17 protein-coding genes are annotated in these 16,493 nt (G+C 75.0%); 5 read left to right on the plus strand and 12 right to left on the minus strand.

Annotated features, from left to right (window positions below):
• The first annotated feature begins 103 nt into the window (after window positions 1–103).
• Window positions 104–1,282, plus strand: a complete 1,179-nt coding sequence (locus IFT45_RS10840) for an acyltransferase (protein WP_192128120.1) — start codon at window positions 104–106, stop codon at window positions 1,280–1,282.
• Between the two features lie 46 nt (window positions 1,283–1,328).
• Here the strand turns inward: IFT45_RS10840 and IFT45_RS10845 are convergent, their stop codons facing one another.
• Window positions 1,329–2,201, minus strand: a complete 873-nt coding sequence (locus IFT45_RS10845) for an NAD(P)H-hydrate dehydratase (protein WP_192128121.1) — start codon at window positions 2,199–2,201, stop codon at window positions 1,329–1,331.
• Complete coding sequence (locus tag IFT45_RS10850; protein ID WP_192128124.1) at window positions 2,182–2,958, minus strand: histidine phosphatase family protein; 777 nt, start codon at window positions 2,956–2,958, stop codon at window positions 2,182–2,184. The genes IFT45_RS10845 and IFT45_RS10850 overlap by 20 nt, the downstream gene beginning before the upstream one ends.
• A 123-nt stretch (window positions 2,959–3,081) precedes the next feature.
• Between IFT45_RS10850 and IFT45_RS10855 the strand changes: the two genes are divergently transcribed.
• Complete coding sequence (locus IFT45_RS10855) at window positions 3,082–3,327, plus strand: hypothetical protein (RefSeq protein WP_056052658.1); 246 nt, start codon at window positions 3,082–3,084, stop codon at window positions 3,325–3,327.
• 130 nt (window positions 3,328–3,457) lie between these two features.
• Here the strand turns inward: IFT45_RS10855 and IFT45_RS10860 are convergent, their stop codons facing one another.
• The 6 genes from IFT45_RS10860 to IFT45_RS10885 form a co-directional block, all read right to left on the minus strand.
• Complete coding sequence (locus IFT45_RS10860) at window positions 3,458–4,378, minus strand: phosphogluconate dehydrogenase C-terminal domain-containing protein (protein WP_192128126.1); 921 nt, start codon at window positions 4,376–4,378, stop codon at window positions 3,458–3,460.
• On the minus strand, window positions 4,371–5,180 hold the full coding sequence (locus IFT45_RS10865; RefSeq protein ID WP_371810973.1) for a sugar phosphate isomerase/epimerase family protein: 810 nt from the start codon (window positions 5,178–5,180) through the stop codon (window positions 4,371–4,373). Before IFT45_RS10865 ends, IFT45_RS10860 begins: the two co-directional genes overlap by 8 nt.
• Complete coding sequence (locus IFT45_RS10870; RefSeq protein WP_192128128.1) at window positions 5,177–5,992, minus strand: triose-phosphate isomerase; 816 nt, start codon at window positions 5,990–5,992, stop codon at window positions 5,177–5,179. Before IFT45_RS10870 ends, IFT45_RS10865 begins: the two co-directional genes overlap by 4 nt.
• Window positions 5,989–6,480, minus strand: coding sequence for a ribose-5-phosphate isomerase (locus IFT45_RS10875; RefSeq protein ID WP_056052650.1), 492 nt, complete (start codon window positions 6,478–6,480; stop codon window positions 5,989–5,991). Before IFT45_RS10875 ends, IFT45_RS10870 begins: the two co-directional genes overlap by 4 nt.
• Before the next feature lie 52 nt (window positions 6,481–6,532).
• Window positions 6,533–8,269 carry a dihydroxyacetone kinase family protein gene (locus IFT45_RS10880; RefSeq protein WP_192128130.1) on the minus strand — a complete coding sequence of 579 codons (1,737 nt, stop codon included), beginning with the start codon at window positions 8,267–8,269 and terminating at the stop codon, window positions 6,533–6,535.
• A gap of 206 nt (window positions 8,270–8,475) precedes the next feature.
• A complete protein-coding gene (locus IFT45_RS10885; protein WP_056055583.1) occupies window positions 8,476–9,837 on the minus strand; it encodes an MFS transporter in 1,362 nt (453 codons plus the stop codon).
• A 218-nt stretch (window positions 9,838–10,055) separates the two neighbouring features.
• Here IFT45_RS10885 and IFT45_RS10890 point away from each other — a divergent pair, with 218 nt between their 5' ends.
• Window positions 10,056–10,805, plus strand: coding sequence for a FadR/GntR family transcriptional regulator (locus IFT45_RS10890; RefSeq protein WP_056052644.1), 750 nt, complete (start codon window positions 10,056–10,058; stop codon window positions 10,803–10,805).
• Window positions 10,806–10,851: 46 nt separating this feature from the next.
• Here IFT45_RS10890 and IFT45_RS10895 read toward each other — a convergent pair whose 3' ends face one another.
• Both IFT45_RS10895 and IFT45_RS17855 read right to left on the minus strand, forming a co-directional pair.
• Window positions 10,852–11,454, minus strand: coding sequence for a DNA-binding response regulator (locus IFT45_RS10895; RefSeq protein ID WP_056052641.1), 603 nt, complete (start codon window positions 11,452–11,454; stop codon window positions 10,852–10,854).
• Window positions 11,451–12,662 carry a histidine kinase gene (locus IFT45_RS17855; protein WP_192128132.1) on the minus strand — a complete coding sequence of 404 codons (1,212 nt, stop codon included), beginning with the start codon at window positions 12,660–12,662 and terminating at the stop codon, window positions 11,451–11,453. Before IFT45_RS17855 ends, IFT45_RS10895 begins: the two co-directional genes overlap by 4 nt.
• A 130-nt stretch (window positions 12,663–12,792) precedes the next feature.
• Between IFT45_RS17855 and IFT45_RS10905 the strand changes: the two genes are divergently transcribed.
• The gene (locus tag IFT45_RS10905; protein ID WP_192128134.1) at window positions 12,793–13,704 is read left to right on the plus strand and encodes an ABC transporter ATP-binding protein; all 912 of its coding nucleotides are present in this window, start codon (window positions 12,793–12,795) and stop codon (window positions 13,702–13,704) included.
• Between the two features lie 55 nt (window positions 13,705–13,759).
• Window positions 13,760–14,521 (plus strand): ABC transporter permease, encoded by a 762-nt coding sequence (locus IFT45_RS10910; RefSeq protein WP_192128136.1) that lies wholly within the window; start codon window positions 13,760–13,762, stop codon window positions 14,519–14,521.
• Window positions 14,522–14,871: 350 nt separating this feature from the next.
• Here the strand turns inward: IFT45_RS10910 and epsC are convergent, their stop codons facing one another.
• The gene (gene epsC, locus IFT45_RS10915; RefSeq protein WP_192128138.1) at window positions 14,872–15,423 is read right to left on the minus strand and encodes a serine O-acetyltransferase EpsC; all 552 of its coding nucleotides are present in this window, start codon (window positions 15,421–15,423) and stop codon (window positions 14,872–14,874) included.
• A 1-nt stretch (window position 15,424) separates the two neighbouring features.
• Window positions 15,425–16,369: a cysteine synthase A gene (gene cysK, locus IFT45_RS10920; RefSeq protein WP_192128140.1), complete on the minus strand. Its 945-nt coding sequence runs from the start codon at window positions 16,367–16,369 to the stop codon at window positions 15,425–15,427.
• Window positions 16,370–16,493 lie beyond the last annotated feature (124 nt).

Raw genomic sequence — 16,493 nt, forward strand, 5'->3', positions numbered from 1 at the left:
CGCGGGAGGCGCGAGAACGGCCGGCGCCCCGACGCCCCGGCGCCCGCTAGGCCCACCGAGCCCCGTCCGGGCGTTCCCAAGCCTTCCGGTCCACACTGGTCCGATGCCCCTCGCTCCCCCGACGACATCGACGCGCCGTGACCGCGTCCTGCCGCTCGACGGTCTGCGGACGGTCGCGATCGCCTTCGTGGTGCTCTACCACCTGCACGTGCCCGGCTTCGGCAGCGGCTTCGTCGGGGTCAACGTCTTCTTCGTGCTCAGCGGCTACCTGATCACGACCCTGTTGGTCGGCGAGCGGGCCCGCACCGGGCGCATCCGCCTCGGCCGGTTCTGGCTGCGCCGCGTCCTCCGCCTCTACCCGACCCTGCTCGCGGTGGTCGTGGTCGGCCTCGCGCTCTGGTGGCTGATCGGCGACTACCAGGGCTCGACGATGAGCGCCCTCGGCGCCGGCCTGGTGGCGGTCACCTACACCGGCAACGTCGCCCGGTCGTTCCTCGGCGAGTCGCAGGGCGTCTTCTCCCCCATGTGGAGCCTCTCGATGGAGGAGCAGTTCTACCTCGTCTGGCCTCCGCTCCTCATGCTGCTCTTCGCGCTGAAGGGCGCCCGCCGCGTCGCCGTGGCCGTGCTGGCGGCCCTCGTGGTCGCGTCGGTGGTCGCCTCGGGCGTCCTCTTCGACGCCCCCGCCGGAGGCGCCACCCCCGACATCTACTTCAGTCCTGTCCTGAACGTGGCCCCGTTGCTGCTCGGCTGCGCCCTGGCGCTGGTGCTGGGGTCCGACCGCGGCCGTGCGGCGTTCCAGGGCCGGTTCGGCACGGTCGCGACCTGGGCCGGCCTGGTCGGCGTCGTCGGCTCGTTGGCCGTCATCGGCAGCGGCTGGCAGCAGCAGGTCACCACCTTCACGGTGATGCTGCCCGGCGTCGCGGTGGCCTCGGCCCTCCTCATCGGCGGTCTCGCCTGCCGCCCGACCCTGCCGGCGCGGGTGCTGTCGCTCGGGCCGGTCGCCTGGTTCGGCCGGGCCCTGTCGTACCCGCTCTACCTCTGGCACGTCGTCTTCATCGCCCTCATCGAGCCGGTCGTGCCCGGTGCGCTCGGCACCGTGGCCGTCATCGCCGCGGCCGTGACGACCGCCTGGCTGTCGCATCGTTTCGTCGAGCAGCCCGCGCTCCGCCTCAAGGACCGGTTCGAGCCGTCGTCGACCCCGACCCGTGAGGAGTCCGGACGGGCGGAGGCTGCTCCCGCGACGTCCGTCGCCGCCGAGACGCGCCCGCGCGTCGACGCCTAGACGCTACCGCCACCGACGCCGACGCCGCCGCCCACGCGAGCGCCGGCTACGCCCCCACCTCCACCAGCACGCGCGGCAGCTCGTCGAGCAGCTCGCTCGCGAGGAACCCCATCGGCCCGACACCCACCGACAGCCGGTCGCCCGCCGTCGCGTGGGCGTGGGTCGCCCAGACCGCCGCCTGTGCCGGGGTCGCCCCGCGCGCCGCGAGCCCCGCGACCGCTCCGGCCAGCACGTCGCCGCTGCCCGACGTGCCGAGCCCCGGGTGCCCCGCGCCCGACCGCCACAGCCGCCCGTCGTCGGAGGCGACGAAGCTCTGGCACGCCACCACGGCGCCCCAGCGCCGGGCGATCTCGAGCAGGTCGCTCGGCAGGTCGTCGACGTCGCGCTCGAGCAGCCGGCCGGCCTCGCTCGGGTTCGGCGTCAGCACGAGGCGCCCGCGCAGCGGGTGGACCGCGTCGCCGCACCGGGGCAGCACCCCCAGCGCGAAGGCGTCGAGCACGACGACGGCGTCGTCGCCGACGAGGTCGGGCAGGAGTCGCACCAGGGCCTCCGCCTCGTCCGCGTCGTCGAGCCCCGACCCGGCCAGCACGGCGTCGGCGCCCTCCAGGTCGCTCGAGGCCTGGGCGAGCGACGAGCCGACCACGTGGCCGCCGTCGGTCTCCCCCAGGGGCACGACCCCCGCCTCCGGCAGGGCCACGGCCACGTGCGGGGCGACGGACCCGGCGACGGCGAGGGTCAGGCGGCCCGCCCCGACCCGGAGCGCGGCCCAGGCGCCGAGCATGGCCGCGCCGGGGGTCCGCGCCGCTCCGCCGACCACGACGACCTGGCCGCGCGAGTACTTGCCGGCGCCGGCGGACGGGAGCTCCCAGCCGCGCAGCAGATCGGGGGTGACGACGATCTCATCGGGGCTGGACGTCACGGTCTCCTCCGTGGGTCGTGACCGGGGCGTCGCCGCGGTCGAGGTGGGCGACGTCGGCGAAGGCGTCGAGGGTCCACCACGCGTCGCCGTCGGTGCGGGACAGCCGCGTGACGGAGGCGTTGGTGACGGTGTTCGACCGGGCGAACTCGAGCAGGTCGGCCTCGCTCAGGCCGGTGCAGACGTAGAGGAAGAGCATGACGACGGCGTCGTGGGCGGTCACGACGACCCGGTCGCCGGGCAGCTCGTCGAGGTCGCGCAGCAGCGACCGGACCCGCAGGGCGACGTCCGCCCACGACTCGCCGCCGGGAGGCCGGTGGTAGAACTTGCCCAGCCGCTCGCGCCGCGCCTCCTCGTCGGGGTGCCGGGCCGCGACGCCGCGCCGGGTGAGCAGGTCGAGCACGCCGAGCTCGCGGTCGCGGAGGCGCTCGTCGACCCGCACCACCGGGGCGAGCCCGGCCTCGTCGAGCGCGGTGCCGATGGTCTGCCGGGCCCGGAGGTAGGGCGAGCACCAGAACGACGTGACGGACGAGCCCGCGACGCCGCCCGGGGAGGCGGCGCCCACCGTCGAGGCGTCGAGCCCGTGCTCGCCGAGCCAGCCCGCGAGCGCCCGGGCCTGCTCGACGCCGCGCTCGCTGAGGGGCACGTCGGCGTCGCGCTGCTCGACGTCGATGGTCTCGGAGCCGGCCTGCTCGGCGGCGGTGGCGGCGACGTTGGCGATGCTCTCGCCGTGCCGGAGGAGCCAGAGTTCCCTGATCATGCGGGCGACGGTAGGCCGATCGGCGCGGGCCCGCACGGCTCCGCGGCCGGGTGCGACCGGCCCCGCCGACGCTGCCTGGACGCGGGCCCCCGCCCGCACGGCGTCGGGAGGTACCCTCCGACCATGAGCGACGAGAAGATGACCCGACCCATCATGGACGGTGCCGACGAAGCCACCGACGCCGAGAAGACCCGTGGCCTGGCCGAGCAGGTCGAGCACGACCACGCCGGCGAGGGCGACGCGGCGAAGGACGACGTCCTCCGCGAGCGGCAGGGCGAGACCGGCACCGACCCGCAGGCCGCGGCCGACGAGGAGGCCGGCGAGGAGGCCCTCGACGACGAGCAGGCCGCCCCGACCATGCCGAGCTGACCCGAGCCGACCCGCCGCGGGGCACCCGGCGACGGGGTGCCCGGCACGCACGACAGGAGGCGGTGGCCGCGTCGCCGACGCCGCCACCGCCTCCTCCACGCCCCGCTCACGAGCGTGGCGCAGGTCGCCCTCAGCGCTGCACGGCGTCGATCTTCAGCATGCGCGCGATGACGGAGTCGAGCTCGCTGTCGTCGAAGATCTTCTTCCAGTCGTCCTTGACGATCGACTCGCGGCCGTAGTCCATGGCGATGTGGCAGGCGTCGCTGAAGGGGTTCGAGCCGCGGAGGCCGTTGGTCAGTGCGATCCAGGTGTGGCCGTAGAGCATGGCGCGGGCCGCCTCGTAGGGCACTCCGACGCCGTCGACGGTCTCCTCCAGCGCCTCCTTGAGGAACGCGCCGACCATGCACGCGATCGTCTCGACGAGCGTGGGCTCGAGGACGGCGAGCTGCTTCACGGTCACGTAGTGCACCGCGATGACGGGGGCGTAGATCGTCGAGATGACCTGCGTGGCCAGCTCCCGCACGGGCGAGCCCTCGTCGACGCCCTCGAGGGCCGCGATGACCTCCTGCGGGGCGGCCACGCCGCCGAACGTGTCGGCCCACTCCTCCTTCGTGGTGCGCTCGAGGAACACCGACGGGTGGCACGGGTGCGCGACGGCGTAGTGGATGTCGTCGCGGTCGGCCAGCAGGCCGGCGTAGGCGGCGGCGGGGTCGAGGGTGAGGATGACCGCGCCCGACTTCATCGCGGGCACGACCTGCTCGGAGACCTTCCCGAGCACGACGTCGGGCACGGCGAGGATGACCACGTCGGCGTCGGCCACGGCGACGTCGGTCGGCGTGACGGTGCGGCCGAGCGACTCGATCAGCTCGACGCCGGCGGGCGACGCCTCGCTGTAGAGGGCGGTGTAGGAGCTCTTGGCCAGGTTGTTCGAGACGCGCTGGCCCATCTTGCCGCCGGCGCCGATGACGGCGACGACGACGTCGGACGAGCCCTGGCCGTCGGCGTGGGTGACGGTGCTCTCGGGGGCGGTGGTGTCGAGGGTGTCAGTCATGGTTCTTGCTCCTCAGCTGAGAGATGGTGTGGGTGGTCCACTCGGCTTCGAGCCGGGTGGTGGTCTCGGGGTCGCCCTGCCAGGGCAGCCAGTGCTCGACGACCTCGTCGACGCCGGACGTGCCGCCGTCGCGCTCGTCGAGCGCCGCCCGGATGCCGGCGTGGTCGAGCCGCCCCTCGCCGAGGGGCGTGCTGGTGAGGGCGAACCCTACCCAGCCGTCCTGCCGCGAGAAGGCGAAGTCCTTGACGTGCCAGTTGACGACGAAGGGCAGGCACCGCGCCGTCACGTCGGCGGGGTGCTCGAGGGCCGCGACGGTGTTCGCGGGGTCGAGCACGATGCCGAGCCGCGGGCTGCCGACGGCCTGCACGACCGCCACGAGCTCGGCGGATCCGACCTGCTCGTAGGTCTCGAGGCCGAGTGTGACCCCCGCCTCCTCGTACTCGGGCAGCACGGCCCGCAGGCGACGCTCCGTCTCGACGGCGTCGGGACGGTCGTCGCCGGCCGTCCACATCGTGCGGACGAGGGAGGCGCGGAGCGCGACCGCGAGGCGCAGCCAGCTCCGCAGCACGGCCGGGTCGGTGCCCCGGGTGCCGAGCTGGAGCGTGAGCCCGAGCTCGTCGGCGAGCGCCCGCAGGGCGGCGAGCTGCTCGTCGTCGTACGCGGCCAGCGGGGCGTGGTCGCAGATCTGGAAGAGCCGGACGCCCTGCGCCGCGGTGTCGCGCAGCATGTCGGCGAGGCTCATCGGCGCGGGCACGTGCTCGCTGCCGCGCCAGAAGTAGGCGTAGGTGCTCAGGCCGATCACGAGGCGACCTCCGCGGCCGCCGCGACCGTCGCCACCGGCGAGACCGCCGCCAGCGCCAGCGCCTCGTCGAGGACGCCCTCGACGGCGGACACGTCGTGCGCGCGACGCCCGAGGAAGAGGCCGCGCACCTGCCCCCCGAGCTCGGTGAGCAGGCCGGGCCCGGCGCTGCCGCCGTAGATGACGCGGCTGTCGGCGTGCCCGGGCAGCGCGGCGAGGTGAGCCTCGAGCGCGGCGACCACGGCGGCGATGTGCGTCGACGACGCAGGAGACTCCGCACCGATCGCCCACACCGGCTCGTACGCGACGACGACGCGTCCTGAGTCCTCGACGGCGGCCAGCGCCGCGTCGACCTGCCGCTTCACCTCGCGCGCGGCGACGGCGGCCGGCGCCCGGTCGTCCTCGCCGACGCAGATCAGCGGCGTGAGGCCGTTCCGCAGCGCGGCGGCCGTCTTGGCCGCGACGACCGCGTCGTCCTCGTGGAAGAGCGCGCGCCGCTCGGCGTGCCCGACCTCGGCGATCGAGCAGCCGATCTCGGCGAGCTCGTCCGCGCTGACCTCGCCGGTGAACGCCCCCGGGCTGGTGGCCGAGAGGTCCTGCGCGGCGAGGCGCACGCCGGTGCCGGCGAGCACGTCGCGCACGGGGACGAGCGACGGGAAGGTGGGCGCGACGAACAGCTCGACGACCCCGTCGCGCACCGCGGGGTGGCGCCGGGCGACCTCGGCCAGCTCGGTCGCCCACGCGACGGTGCGCGCGTGGCTGAGGTACGTCTTGAGGCTGACCCCGATCGTGAAGGCCGGTGAGGCGGCCGTCACGACCGCGCGTCGATCCCGACGGGCTCGGCCGAGCCGTCGTAGCCGCAGATCGCCGCGACCTTGTCGGCCGAGGCGCTCGTCGTGTCGAAGCGGTAGGTCAGGTACTCGCGTGCCAGGCGGCGCATCAGCTCGACGCCGACGACCCGCTGGCCCATGCACAGCACCTGCGCGTCGTTCGAGAGGACGGCCCGCTCGACCGAGAACGAGTCGTGGGCGGTGACGGCGCGGACGCCGGGCACCTTGTTCGCGGCGATGGCGACCCCGAGCCCCGTGCCGCAGATCAGGATCGCGCGGTCGGCCTCGCCCGACGCCACCATGCGGGCGGCGTCGACGGCGACGTGGGGGTAGGCGGTGTGCCCGTCGGAGCCGACGCCGACGTCGACCACGCTGGCGACGCCGTCGTTCGCCGCGAGGTCCGCCTTGAGGACCTCCTTGTAGTCGAACCCGGCGTCGTCCGATCCGACGACGATGCGCAGCTGGTCAGCCATGGTGGTGCCTTTCGTGGGGTGGTGCGGGGAAGGGGCGTGCAGGAGGCGCAGGTCAGGCCCGCTGTCGGCTCGCGACGACGAGGCCGACGGCCTCCGTGATCAGCGCGAGCGAGGTCGCGCCGGCGTCGGGGGTGCCGAGGCTCTTCTCGGCGTGCGGGCGGGCGCGGCCCATGCGCGGCAGCAGGTCGGCCGTCGCGGCGGCGGCGGCGAGGGCGACGCCGGAGGCCCGGGCCCAGGCGGTCGCGAGGTCGGCGCCCCGCTCGACCTCGGTACGGAGGGCCTCGTCGAAGGGCACGAGCACGTCGACCATGGTCTTGTCGCCGACGACGGCGCCGAACTCGAGGATCGCCTCGGTCGCTCCGCCGACGCCGGCCACGACGGAGGTGCGCGTCGGAGCATCGTCGTCGCCGACGGCCGCGCCGAGGCTCGCCAGCGCGGAGCCCCACAGGGCGCCGGAGGTGCCGCCGGCCCTGTCGGACCAGGCGTCCCCGGCCCGGTCGAGGACGGTGCCCGCGCCGGCCCCGGCCTGCAGTGCCTCGCGGGCCGCAGCGACCGCGGCGCCCACGCCGCGGAGCATCCCGATGCCGTGGTCGCCGTCGCCGGCCACCGCGTCGATCCGGCCGAGCTCGTCGGCGTGCTGCTCGACGGTGGCCTGGACCGCCTCGAGGGCGGCGAGCACGAGCTCGGCCGCCTCGCGCGACGCGGCCGTCGCGGGCGGCACGGGCGCGGCGACGAGCGCCTCGAGCTCCGCGTCGTCGGCGCGCGCCGCGACGTCGACGGAGCCCTTCTTGTACGCCGGGGCGTCGGCGGGCGCCGCCCAGAGCGACTCCAGCTCGTCGTCGAGCCAGAACAGCGTGAGCGACGCGCCGGCCATGTCGAAGCTCGTGACGAGCTCGCCGACCTCCGGCTCGACGATCTCGACCCCGGCCTCGCGCAGCAGCGCGTCGACCTTCGCGTAGACGACGAACAGCTCTTCGTACTTGACCGAGCCGAGGCCGTTCAGGAGCACGGCGACCCGCTGGCCCCGCGCCTCCTCGACGCCCTCGGGCCGCTCGGCGTCGGCCAGCAGCGACTCGACGAGCAGGGCGGCCAGGCCGTCGGCGGTCGGCACGTCGACCTCGCCGATGCCGGGCTCGCCGTGGATGCCCATGCCGACCGCCATGCGCCCCTCGGGCACGGTGAACAGGGGCTCGTCAGCGCCCGGCAGCGAGCAGCCGGTGAAGGCGACGCCGACGCTCCGGGTGCGGGCGTTGGCCGCCTCGGCGACGCGGACGACCTCGTCGAGCGACCAGCCCGCCTCGGCCGCGGCGGCGGCGACCTTGAAGACGGTCAGGTCGCCGGCGATGCCGCGGCGCTTGTGGGCCTCCGCCGCGGGGGCGCTGGCGATGTCGTCGGTGACGCGCACCGTGCGGGTCTCGATGCCCTCGGCGACGAGCTTCGCCTGCGCCGCGTCGAAGTTGAGCACGTCGCCCGCGTAGTTGCCGTAGCTCAGCAGCACTCCCCCGCCGGTGTGGGCGGAGCGGGCCACGGAGCGCACCTGCTGCCACGAGGGCGAGGCGAAGAGGTTGCCGAGGGCGGCGCCGTGGGCGAGGCCCTGGCCGACCAGGCCGCCGAAGGCGGGGTAGTGGCCCGAGCCGCCGCCGACGACCAGCGCGACGGTGCCGGGCGTCGACCGCGTGGCGCGGACGACGCCGCCGTGCACGCGGCGCACCCAGCGCTGGTTCGCCGCGACGAAGCCGTCGGTCATCTCGTCGGCGAAGTCGCTCGGGTCGTTGTAGAGGCGGGTCATGGGAACTCCAGGGAGGCGGTGGTCGAGCGGCCGCGGCGGCGCGGTCGGCGAAGTGGCGGGGTGGGGCGCACGGGCCCGGGGAGGGGGGACGCCCGGGCCCGTGCGGTCGAGGGGCCGCGCCGGGCCGGCGGCAGCGGCCGGGTGCAGCAGCGGGCAGCAGCCGGGTGCAGCAGCCGTCGGCAGCGGCCGGCGGCAGCGACCGGGCCTCAGTCGAGGCCGGCCGTGGCGGCCAGGTCGCGGGCCTCCTCGGGCGTCGCGGCGCCCTCGGGCTTCTTCATCCGGCTCAGCACGACCATCAGCACGGCCGACAGGAGCATGAAGCCGCCGACGATGAACATGGGCACCTCGTAGTTGCCCGTCCAGTCGGTGACCGCCCCGGTGATGTACGGGGCGCTGAAGCCCGCGAGGTTGCCGATCGTGTTGATCAGGGCGATGCCCGCGGCGGCCGCGACGCCGGTGAGGAACTGCGTGGGCAGGGTCCAGAAGTTGGGCAGCGCCGCGAAGATGGCCATGGCCGTGACCGCGATCACCGCGATGGTGGCGGCGGGCGAGCCGGCGAACAGCGCGAGCGGGATGCTCACCGCCCCGACCAGCGCCGGCAGGGCGATGTGCCAGGTGCGGAGGCCGCGCTTCGTGGCGTCTCGTGACCAGAAGTACAGCGCGATCGCGGCGGGCACGTACGGGATGGCCGTGATGAAGCCGCGCTCGGTGATGCTGAAGTCGGTGCCGTACTGCTCCTGGAAGCCGCCGATGATCGTCGGCAGGAAGAAGGCGAGCGCGTAGAGCCCGTAGACGAAGCCGAAGTAGATGAAGCTCAGCATCCAGACCCGGCCGTTGCCGAAGACCTTCCACATGCTGGGGTGCTTCCCGCCGGCGGTCGAGCCGGTCTTGGTCGCCGCCTCCTTCTGCAGGGCGCCGGTCAGCCAGACCTGCTCCTCCCGGGTGAGCCACTTCGCGTCGGCGGGCTTGTCCTTGAGGTAGAACCACGCCACGACGCCGATCACGATCGCCGGCACCGAGACGCCGAGGAACATGAAGCGCCAGCCCTCGAGGCCGAAGAACGCGCCGTCGTGGCTGATCAGCCAGCCGGCGAGCGGGGCCCCGATCACGGTGGTCAGGGGCTGCGCCAGGTAGAACAGGGCGAGGATCTTGCTGCGGTGCCGCGCGGGCACCCAGAGGCTGAGGAAGAGGATGGCGCCGGGGAAGAAGCCGGCCTCCATGACGCCGAGCAGGAAGCGCAGCACGACGAGCTGCTCGAAGTTCTGCACCCAGGTGAAGAGCAGCGCCACGACGCCCCAGGTGACCATGATCCGGGCGAGCCACTTGCGGGCGCCGAACTTGTGCAGGGCGAGGTTCGAGGGCACCTCGAGCAGGATGTAGCCGATGAAGAAGACGCCCGACGCGAAGCCGAACTGAGCGGCCGACAGGGCGAGGTCGCTCTCCATGCCGTTCGGGGCGGCGAAGCCGATCGCGGTGCGGTCGAGGTAGTTGATGAAGAACATCAACGCGACGAACGGCACCAGCCGGATCGCGACCTTCCTGATCGCGGACTTCTCGACGGGGCTCATGGCCTCCGTCGCTCGGGCGGTGGTGTCCACATCGACTCCTTCGTGCTCAACGTCATCGTTCGGGCCGACCGTGGGCCCGGCGGCGTGGTGTCCATGCTGCCCCCGTCACGGCCGACTTGTCAACCGGTTGACCAGTCGGTGCACCCGAGGGGCGCCCGAGGGGCACCCGCGCGAGGGTCGCCAGCAGCCGCCCCGGGCCGCTCAGTAAGCTCGGGGCCGTGCCTGCCTACCCCGACGACGACCCCACGAGCCTCCGGCTCGAGCTCGAGCTCGTGCCGAAGGGCACCGCCGTCGGCGAGGTCGTGAAGCAGCTGATCGCGCTGCTGACCGTCGGCGATCTCGTCCCAGGGTCGCGCCTCCCCCCGGAGCGTCAGCTGGCCGAGCAGCTCGGCGTCGGGCGATCGGCGGTGCGCGAGGCCCTCGCGGCGCTCGAGATCCTCGGCATCGTCTCGGTCCGGCCGGGCTCGGGCACGTACCTGCGCGACACCACGTCCGAGCTGCTGCCGACCACCCTCAGCTGGGGCATGATGCTCAACGCCGCGCGCACCCGCGAGCTGATCGAGGTGCGCAGCGGGCTCGAGATCCAGGCCGCGACCTACGCCGCCCAGCGCGTCGACGACGAGGCGGTCGAGGCGCTCCGCGGGTTCGTCGACACGATGCGCGACAGCCTCGACGACCTCGACGCGTTCCTCCAGGCCGACCTGCGGTTCCACCTCCAGATCGCGGTGAGCGCCGACAACGTCGTGCTGCGCGACCTGCTGCAGAGCACCCGCTCGCTGCTGCGCCTCTGGGTCGAGCGCGGCCTCAGCGAGCGCAGCCAGGCCGAGGTCGCCTACCGCGAGCACCTCGCCGTCTTCGAGGCGATCTCGCGCCGTGACCCCGACGCCGCCCTCGAGGCGATGCGGGCGCACATGGCCACCGCCGGCGAGCGCGTCGGCCACGCCGACGTCGAGGGCTCGCAGCGCTGACCACGGTGGCCGACCGGCCGCGCGCCGGGGCGCCCGCCGCGACTCCCTAGAGCCAGCTGCGCTCGCGGGCGACCCGGGCGGCCGCGTGCCGCGAGCTGCTGCCCGTCTTCGACATCGCCGACGACAGGTAGTTGCGGACCGTGCCGGAGGCCAGGTGGAGTCGCGTGCTGATCTCGCGCACCGACCACCCCTCGGCGGTGAGGCGCAGCGCGTCGAGCTCGCGCGCGGTCAGCGGGCAGTCGTCCATCATGGCCGCGGCCGAGATGTCGGCGTCGATCCAGCGGCGGCCGCCGTGCACGTGCACCACGACGCGCACCAGCTCGTCGGGGTCGACCGACTTGAGCAGGAACCCCCGCACCCCCGCCGACAGCGCCCGCTTCAGCACCCCCGGCCGGCCGTGGCGGGTGAGCAGCACGACGGCCTGGTCGGGGCGCGCGGCGAGGATGCGGGTGGCCGCGTCGACGCCGTCGAGCCCGGGCATCTCGAGGTCGAGCAGCACCACGTCGGGCCGGTGCCGCTCGACCAGGGCGACCGCCTCGAGGCCGTCCTGGGCCTGGGCGACGACCTCGATCTCGTCGCTCAGGTCGAGCAGCGCGGCGAGCGCGGTGCGCAGCAGCGTCTCGTCGTCGGCGAGGACCACGCGGATCACGGCGCGACCCGCGCCGCGGTGCGGAACGTGCCGCCGTGCTGCGACGTCTCGAGCACTCCCCCGGCCGCGGCGAAGCGGTCGCCGAGCCGGGCCAGGCCGCTGAGGCCCCGGCCGCTCGGCGCGGCGCCGTCGTTGACCACCGAGACCGCACCGGGAGCCAGCTCGATCACCACGTGCTCGGCCTGCGCGTGCCGCAGCAGGTTCGTCGTCGCCTCGCGCACGACCAGCCCGAGCAGGTCGTCCAGCGGCTGGGCCGCGGGCACGGCGCCGTCGACCCGCAGCTCGATGCCCGCGGCCCGGATGAGCTCGGCGGAGTTGGCCACCTCGCCCGCGAGGGTCACCGTCCGCTCGCCGTAGGCCAGCCGCCGCGTCTCGGCGATCGTCTGGGCGATCAGCTGCTCGGCCTCCCTCAGGTGCCCCCGGGCGGCTTCGACGTCGCGGTCGAGCGTCTTGTCGGCGAGCTGCAGCTGCAGCCGGCCGACGTGCAGGGCCTGGCCCTGGATGTCGTGCAGGTCGGTCGAGAACCGGTAGCGCTCGCGCAGCACGGCGAGCTCGGCCTCCGTCGCGCGCGCCGCGTCGATCTCGAGGTACAGCGCGAACTGGTAGCGGTTGAGGCGGTAGGCGCTCCACGCGGCCACGACGAACACGACCGCGCTCGTCGTCACCGGCGCCACCGCGGCGGCGGGCAGCTCGCCCAGGGCCCCGGCCATGACGGGGGGCGCGGCCACGGCCAGCACGCCCCCCACGAGCCAGGGCCAGCCGCGCGGTGCGCTCCCCCGCGGCGCCCCCGACCGGGGCGTCGTGGCGACGACGGCCACGGCGACGGCGACGGGCAGCGCTCCCCACGAGCTCGTGCCGAGGGCGAGCGAGACGCACCAGGCGGCCTCCGCGAGCACGAGGGCGACGATGGCCAGCGACCGGGGCGGGCCGTGCTCCCACGACAGCGACAGCACGGTGACGAGCACGCCGACGAGCAGGGCGGCGGCGACCGCCGCGAGCGAGCCCGTGGCGGTCGCCGTCACGAGCACGAGCACGCCGGTCAGCACGCCGACCATGCCCGAGAACGAGAGGGTGGTGTACCGCCGCATCCGGGCCAGGGGGGAGGCGGTGGTCCGGTCACCGGGGCGCGCCGGGTCGGCGGGCCCCGGCCGCACGGCGGGCCCGACGGGCTCGGCAGGTCGGTCGGCGGTCACGCCCGGGAGGTCCATCCCTCCACGGTAACGGCCGCCCCCGCGGGCCGGACCCGCCTCCCGTCACGACTCGACGTGACAAGTGTCACGGCGACTCGTGCCCCGGCGACACTGGGCGCCGACGCCCGCAGCGGGGATCGTCGTGGTCATGACCGACACCACACGACCGGCCCCGCCGGCGACGGACGACGTGATCCGCGCCTCCGGCCTGGGCTGCTCCTACGACGGGCACGTCGCCGTCTCCGACCTCGACCTCACCGTGCGCCGCGGCGAGCTGTACGCCCTGCTCGGCACGAACGGCGCCGGCAAGACGACCACGCTCGAGGTGCTCGAGGGGCACCGGCGCCCCACCACGGGCCGCGTCGAGGTGCTCGGCGGCGACCCCGCCGACCGCGCCCGCACCCGGCCCCGCGTCGGCCTGATGCTGCAGGACTCCGGCCTGGCCGGCGAGCTCACCGTGCGCGAGAGCGTCGCCCTGTCGGGCGCCGTGTCGGGCCGGGCCGACGACGTCGACGCCGTGCTCGCCCGGGTGGGCATCGACCACCGCGCCGACGCCCGCGTGCTCCAGCTGTCGGGCGGCGAGAAGCGCCGCGTCGACTTCGCCGGGGCGATCTGGGGCACGCCCGAGCTGGTCTTCCTCGACGAGCCCACGACCGGCCTCGACCCGGAGGCCCGCGACCGGCTCTGGGCCGTCGTGACGGAGCTGAGGGAGGCGGGCGTCACCTTCCTCCTGACCACCCACTACCTCGAGGAGGCCCAGCAGCACGCCGACCGCATCGGCCTGATGCACCGGGGCACGCTCCGCCGCGAGGGCACCGTCGCCGACCTCACCGCCGGGTCGACCACGACCGTGCGCTTCGTCGCCCCGGGGCCGCTCGACGACCTGCCGCTGCCCGTCGCCCGCGCCGAGAACGGGCTGGTCGTCGTCGAGACCGCCGACCCGCAGCGCGACGTCGCCGCCCTGCTCGCCTGGGCGTCCGACGCCGGGCACGAGCTCGAGCGCCTCAGCGCGCACGAGTCGGGGCTCGACGACGTGTTCCGCTCGCTGAGCCACGCGTGAGCGGCCCGCTCGGGCCGACCCGCGCCTCCTGCACACCCCACCGGAAGGACCTCTCGTGACCACCTCGACCGCCACCGCCCCTCCCCGCCCGACGACCGGGCGGCCCGTGAACGCCGTGCTCGCGATCGGCGTCGCCGAGCTGCGCATGATGGTGCGCAACCGCACGGTCGCCGCCTGCGCCGTGCTCGTGCCGCTCGCCTTCGGAGCCCTGCTGCTCGTGCTCGACGGGGCCGACAGCGCGGGCGTGCTCGCCGGCGTGCAGATCCTCGGCATGGTCGGCATGGGCGTCTACGTCACCGTGACGACGACGCTCGCCGCCCGACGGCAGACGCTGTGCCTCAAGCGGCTGCGCGGCGGGTCGGTGTCGGACCGCGGGCTGCTCGCCGGGCTCGTGCTGCCCGTGGTCGCGGTGAGCCTGGCGCAGCTCGTCGTCGTGCTGGGGGTGCTCGGGGTGCAGAGCCCGCCGGTGCACGCGGGGCTGCTCGTCGTGGCCGTGCTGATCGCGGAGGCGATGTTCGTCGGGGCCGCGCTGGCCACGGCCGGCGTCACCACGTCGCCGGAGCACGCCCAGTACACGACGATGCCCTTCTTCCTGCTGACGCTCGGGGTGGGGTTCTGGTTCCAGCTGACGGGCGCGGACGACCTGGTCGCCGTCAAGCGGCTGCTGCCGGGCGGCGGGCTGATGGAGCTCGTCACCCTCGCCTGGGACGGCGGCGACCTCGGGCTGCTGCCGTGGCTGCTGCTGCCGAGCGTGGGGTGGGCCGTGGTGGGGGGCGTCGCGGCGATGCGGTCGTTCCGGTGGGAGCCGCGGCGCTGACGGGGCGCGTCGACGGTTCAGGAGCGGCCGGCGCGAGGCGCCCGCGAGGCGCACGGGCCGCCGCCGCCTCCTGAACCGTCGACGCCCGTCGACGCACGTCGACCCGTGCACGGCTGGCACCGCCGCCCGCCGGCCGCGGGCCTCTGCGGCTCGGGCGGACGCGCGGCGTCGACGGTTCAGGAGCGCCCGGCACGACGGGTGCGCGGAGGGCCCGGCGAGCCGGTGACTCCTGAACCGTCGACGCAGAGCGGGGCGGCCCCGGGCACGCCGAGCAGAGCGGGCGCGCGGGCGCGGCGTCGCGACTCGCCTCAGGCGCCGAGCCTCAGGCGCCGCCGCTCAGGCGCCGCCGCTCAGGCGCCGCGCGGCCGGCTCACGGCGGGCACCCCGGTCGCGACCGAGTCCGCCGGCACGTCCTTCGTGACGACGGCGCCCGCGCCCACGACGCTCCGCGCCCCGACCACGACCCCACCGATCACCGAGGCGCCGGCGCCCACGGTCACGCCGTCCTCGAGCGTGGGGTGGCGACGTGCCCCTGCGCCCCGCCCGCCCTTGCCGCCGAGCGTCACGCCGTGGAAGAGCGTGCAGTCGTCGCCGACGACCGCCGTCTCGCCGACGACCGTGCCCATCCCGTGGTCGATGAACAAGCGGCGCCCCAGGCGGGCCCCGGGGTGGATCTCCACCCCCGTCACGGACCGGGCGACGTGCGCCACGAGCCGCGCGACGACGCGCCCGCCGAGCCGGCGGGTCAGGCCCTCGGCCCGCCACAGGCGGCTCGCCACGCGGTGCAGCCACACGGCGTGCAGCCCCGGGTAGACCAGGGCCGTCTCGACACGCCCCCGGGCGGCGGGGTCGCGCCGGCGCACGGCCGCGACGTCCTCCGCCAGGCGGGCGACGGCCCGCACGCTACGCGCCGGCGCCCGCGAGGCCCTGGAAGAGGACCGTCGACAGGTAGCGCTCGCCCGTGTCGCAGACGATGGCCACGATGCGCTTGCCGGCGTTCTCGGGCCGGGCGGCGATCTCGAGCGCGGCGTGGACGATCGCTCCCGACGAGATGCCGGAGAGGATGCCCTCCTTCGCGGCGAGGTCGCGGGCGACCCGCAGGGCGTCGTCGAGCTGGACGGGGAACACCTCGTCGATCTGCGACCGGTCGAGCAGCTCCGGCACGAAGTTGGCGCCGATGCCCTGGATCTTGTGCGGGCCGGCCTTGCCCTCGCTGAGCAGCGGCGAGTCGGCGGGCTCGACGGCCACGACCTTCACGCCGGGCACCTGCTCGTGCAGCACCTGGCCGACGCCGGTGATCGTCCCGCCCGTGCCGACGCCGGCGACGAAGAAGTCGATCTTCCCGTCCGTGTCGCGCAGGATCTCGGGGGCGGTCGTCCGGCGGTGGATCTCCGCGTTGGCCTCGGTCTCGAACTGCCGAGCCCAGACGGCGCCCTCGGTCTCGTCGACGATCTGCTTCGCGCGCTCGACGGCGCCGCGCATTCCCTCGCTGCCGGGGGTGAGCACGACCTCGGCGCCGTAGGCGGCGATGATCGTGCGGCGCTCGACGCTCATCGTCTCGGGCATCGTGACGACGACGCGGTAGCCGCGGGCGGCGCCGACGAGCGCGAGGGCGATGCCGGTGTTGCCGCTCGAGCCCTCCACGATCGTGCCGCCGGGCCTGAGCTCGCCGCTCGCCTCGGCCGCGTCGACGATGGCGACGCCGAGGCGGTCCTTGACGCTGCCGCCGGGGTTGTAGAACTCGAGCTTGACGACGACCTCCGCGCCGCCGGGCACGGCGAGCGCGTTGAGCCGCACGAGGGGGGTGTCGCCGAAGGCCGAGGTGATGTCGCCGTGGATTCCGGTCATGCGCGTCTCTTCCGTGAGGGCCCGCCGGGTGCGAGCGGTACCTGCGATCAACACATCCTAGGTCGACCGTGTTCCCGGTGACCGGAGGTGCAGGACGCGCAGGAGGCGCGGGTCGCCCCGAGGG

The sequence above is a fragment of the Frigoribacterium sp. CFBP 13707 genome (assembly GCF_014842245.1).
Classification (GTDB): domain Bacteria; phylum Actinomycetota; class Actinomycetes; order Actinomycetales; family Microbacteriaceae; genus Frigoribacterium; species Frigoribacterium endophyticum.

What these genes read in the sequence shown, in the direction of transcription:
- IFT45_RS10875 (WP_056052650.1), bottom strand. Translation starts at nt 6,480, where the DNA reads ATGGCTGACCAGCTGCGCATCGTCGTCGGATCGGACGACGCCGGGTTC.
- IFT45_RS10880 (WP_192128130.1), bottom strand. Translation starts at nt 8,269, where the DNA reads ATGACCCGCCTCTACAACGACCCGAGCGACTTCGCCGACGAGATGACC.
- IFT45_RS10855 (WP_056052658.1), top strand. Translation starts at nt 3,082, where the DNA reads ATGAGCGACGAGAAGATGACCCGACCCATCATGGACGGTGCCGACGAA.
- cysK (WP_192128140.1), bottom strand. Translation starts at nt 16,369, where the DNA reads ATGACCGGAATCCACGGCGACATCACCTCGGCCTTCGGCGACACCCCC.
- IFT45_RS10860 (WP_192128126.1), bottom strand. Translation starts at nt 4,378, where the DNA reads ATGACTGACACCCTCGACACCACCGCCCCCGAGAGCACCGTCACCCAC.
- IFT45_RS10885 (WP_056055583.1), bottom strand. Translation starts at nt 9,837, where the DNA reads ATGAGCCCCGTCGAGAAGTCCGCGATCAGGAAGGTCGCGATCCGGCTG.
- IFT45_RS10905 (WP_192128134.1), top strand. Translation starts at nt 12,793, where the DNA reads ATGACCGACACCACACGACCGGCCCCGCCGGCGACGGACGACGTGATC.
- IFT45_RS17855 (WP_192128132.1), bottom strand. Translation starts at nt 12,662, where the DNA reads ATGGACCTCCCGGGCGTGACCGCCGACCGACCTGCCGAGCCCGTCGGG.
- IFT45_RS10850 (WP_192128124.1), bottom strand. Translation starts at nt 2,958, where the DNA reads ATGATCAGGGAACTCTGGCTCCTCCGGCACGGCGAGAGCATCGCCAAC.
- IFT45_RS10840 (WP_192128120.1), top strand. Translation starts at nt 104, where the DNA reads ATGCCCCTCGCTCCCCCGACGACATCGACGCGCCGTGACCGCGTCCTG.